4 protein-coding genes are annotated in these 3,054 nt (G+C 44.2%); 2 read left to right on the top strand and 2 right to left on the bottom strand.

The window, feature by feature from the left end; translation table 11 throughout:
* Positions 1 to 374 (bottom strand): hypothetical protein (locus ACTIE0_RS23640; RefSeq protein WP_439517020.1); only part of this gene is annotated, 374 nt, incomplete at its 3' end.
* A 231-nt stretch (positions 375 to 605) separates the two neighbouring features.
* Between ACTIE0_RS23640 and ACTIE0_RS23645 the strand changes: the two genes are divergently transcribed.
* Positions 606 to 737, top strand: a complete 132-nt coding sequence (locus ACTIE0_RS23645) for a hypothetical protein (protein ID WP_006669118.1) — start codon at positions 606 to 608, stop codon at positions 735 to 737.
* 19 nt (positions 738 to 756) lie between these two features.
* Positions 757 to 2,589: an AAA family ATPase gene (locus tag ACTIE0_RS23650; RefSeq protein ID WP_006621467.1), complete on the top strand. Its 1,833-nt coding sequence runs from the start codon at positions 757 to 759 to the stop codon at positions 2,587 to 2,589.
* 238 nt (positions 2,590 to 2,827) lie between these two features.
* Here ACTIE0_RS23650 and tnpA read toward each other — a convergent pair.
* The coding region (tnpA, locus tag ACTIE0_RS23655) for an IS200/IS605 family transposase (protein WP_439517021.1) at positions 2,828 to 3,054 on the bottom strand (227 nt) is incomplete at its 5' end.

Below are 3,054 nucleotides of genomic sequence, written 5' to 3' on the forward strand. Positions count from 1 at the left end.
CAGACGTGCCACGGTGTAGATGTAAATCCTGTAATAAGTAGGAGTATTACGGCGAGAGCGAGTTGAAAGACTACGTGTTGCATATAGCTCTGAACAAAGAAGGACAAAGCAGGGGGTAGTAACTCTGTTCCTTTGACAAATAGGGTATCCACATCAGGAGCCGTGTGATGGGAAACTATCAAGCACGGTTTTGAATGGGAGTTGGGGAAGGCGACTTCCCTTTCGACCCCTACCCCTAGAGGGATAGAGATGTTGCAAGAAGCAAATGCCTTATGTAATAATAAGGATAAGCAGACGTGCCACGGTGTAGATGTAAATCCTGTAATAAGTAGGAGTATTACGGCGAGAGCGAGTTGAAAGACTACGTGCTGCATATAGCTCTGAACAAAGAAGGACAAAGCAGGGGGTAGTAACTCTGTGCCAATGACAATGGGCATCTACATCAGGAGCCGTGTGCTGGGAAACTCGCAAGCACGGTTTTGAATGGGAGGCGATGGAGGCGACTCCGTTCTCGACCCCTGCTTGGGTTAAAGGTAAGGCGATACGTGCTACGCACACGCTACGCGATCGCATTTCCGATAGTCACTGGAATCTAAGCTGAACCAATGTGTCTAGCAGAAACTGAGAGATTTTTAGATAATTTAAAAATTCTTAATATGCACTATGCGGGAATTGTGTTCAACCGTATCATTAGACAGGGAGATATCAGTCAAGACTGCTATAATGTATTTTATTAATTGACTTTTGAGGGACTTTATGAGTGATTTATTCAAGGGATTTGAGCAGTTGCTAGAGTTAGTAAAAGCTCTAGAGGAAAAAGTTGAAAATGGAGAAATTAAAACTGAATATCAGTTTAACTCACGCTCATTAAGCAGTATTCCCAGAACCGGTAACATTCCCCGTCCTAATAATACAACTAGTAATGTTGGTACTAGTTCCATTCGTACACCTTCTTCCCCCCCTCGTAATACAGGTGCATCTGACCCCAATGTACAACCTGAACCTAATTTAGGTATAACTCTCAAAGATATTGGGGGATTAAACCAAGAACTCAAAGAACTCAAAGAACTGATTGCTATTCCTTTAAAACGCCCTGACCTGCTAGTTAAGTTAGGACTTGAACCTACACATGGGGTATTATTAGTTGGTCCCCCCGGTACTGGCAAAACACTCACAGCTCGTGCGTTAGCTGAAGAACTGGGGGTTAACTACATTGCCCTTGTTGGCCCTGAAGTCATCACCAAATATTATGGTGAAGCAGAGCAAAAACTGCGGGCAATTTTTGAAAAAGCTGCCAAAAATGCTCCCTGTATTATCTTTATTGACGAGATCGATAGCTTGGCCCCAAACCGTAGTGCAGTAGAAGGGGAAGTAGAAAAGCGTTTAGTTGCTCAACTATTGAGCCTCATGGATGGTTTCTCCCAGAACAAAGGCGTGATTTTACTGGGGGCTACTAATCGCCCTGATCATCTTGACCCAGCTCTACGCCGTCCTGGACGATTCGACAGAGAAATTCAGTTTCGAGTTCCAGATATCAATGGGCGCAAAGAAATCCTGGAAGTTCTGACTCGTGCTATGCCCTTAGATGATTCAGTTGATCTGGAGTTTATTGCCGATCACACCGTGGGATTTGTGGGGGCTGACTTAAAAGCTGTCTGTCAAAAAGCCGCATACACAGCTTTACGCCGTCAGGTTCCTTCCATTGATATGCAAATTCCAGAAGATATCGCGGTAGAGCAATCCGATTTCTTGCAGGCTCTCAAGGAAATCAAACCAGCAGTACTTCGTAGCATGGAAGTTGAAGTTCCTCATGTGGAATGGGAAGATATTGGCGGCTTGGAAACCATAAAACAGACCTTGCGGGAATCTGTGGAAGGGGCTTTGTTGTACCCAGAACTCTACAAAGAAACAAAAGCCAGAGCGCCCAAAGGAATACTGTTGTGGGGTCCTCCCGGTACTGGTAAAACATTATTAGCCAAGGCTGTGGCTTCTCAAGCCCGAGCTAACTTTATTGGTATTAATGGACCAGATTTACTCAGCCGTTGGGTGGGAGCCAGTGAACAGGCGGTAAGAGAATTATTTGCTAAAGCCCGACAAGCAGATCCCTGTGTAATATTTATCGATGAACTGGATACATTAGCTCCAGCACGGGGAACTTACACTGGTGATTCTGGGGTAAGTAACAGGGTAGTGGGGCAATTACTGACGGAGTTAGATGGTTTAGAATCGGGGTCTAACATTTTGGTAATTGGGGCTACCAATCGTCCTGATGCCATAGACCCTGCTTTGTTACGTGCAGGACGGTTAGATTTACAATTGAAGGTAGATTTACCAAATTTAGATAGTCGGTTCAAGATTTTACAAGTTTACAATCAGGGCAGACCTCTGTTAAATGTGGACTTGGAACATTGGGCTAAGATAACAGAAGGTTGGAATGGTGCAGATTTAGTATTACTCTGCAATCAAGCCGCTGTAGGAGCAATTCGCCGTTTTAGGTCTCAAGGTGAAACAGATACTGCTGCGATCAAGATTACTGTTGATGATTTCCAAGCTTCTTATGAAGCTTTAAGCCAGCAACGTACAGTTTAGTTCAACCTACGCTTTGGGGCAATTTATAAATTGCCCTAATCCTCTGCTTAAAGAACTGCACAAGCGGCGGGTCGCCCGTACGCCAGAACTCGCTAAGCGCTAAATTGGACGCAATGAGGACAGACCACTAAAACCTGGTACGCAGTAATGTTTCCGTCCCCTGACTGGGAATTGGTAGGGTTGGACTCTATAGGTTTGAATATTTTATCGAAAATTTTGGGTTTAAAACCCCGTCGTTCTACGACGGCTTTTCTTGGTTTTTAATGTAAGACTTCAGAACCTCTAATGGTGCGCCACCGATTGAAGATACAAAATAACTAGGCGACCATAAAGATTCTTTTCCGTAGGGTTTAGGGAATCTGGCTTGCCCATATCTACGACTGTCAACTCCTTTTAAAGCATTTACTATGACAGAAATAGAGAGTTGAGGAGGGTATTCAACTAAGGTATGAATATGGTCTGACT

Source organism: Limnospira sp. (assembly GCF_051859755.1).
GTDB lineage: Bacteria > Cyanobacteriota > Cyanobacteriia > Cyanobacteriales > Microcoleaceae > Limnospira > Limnospira fusiformis.

Bases quoted from the DNA above. Each gene is read 5' to 3' on its own strand.
- ACTIE0_RS23645 (WP_006669118.1), top strand. From the start codon at position 606: ATGTGTCTAGCAGAAACTGAGAGATTTTTAGATAATTTAAAAATTCTT.
- ACTIE0_RS23650 (WP_006621467.1), top strand. From the start codon at position 757: ATGAGTGATTTATTCAAGGGATTTGAGCAGTTGCTAGAGTTAGTAAAA.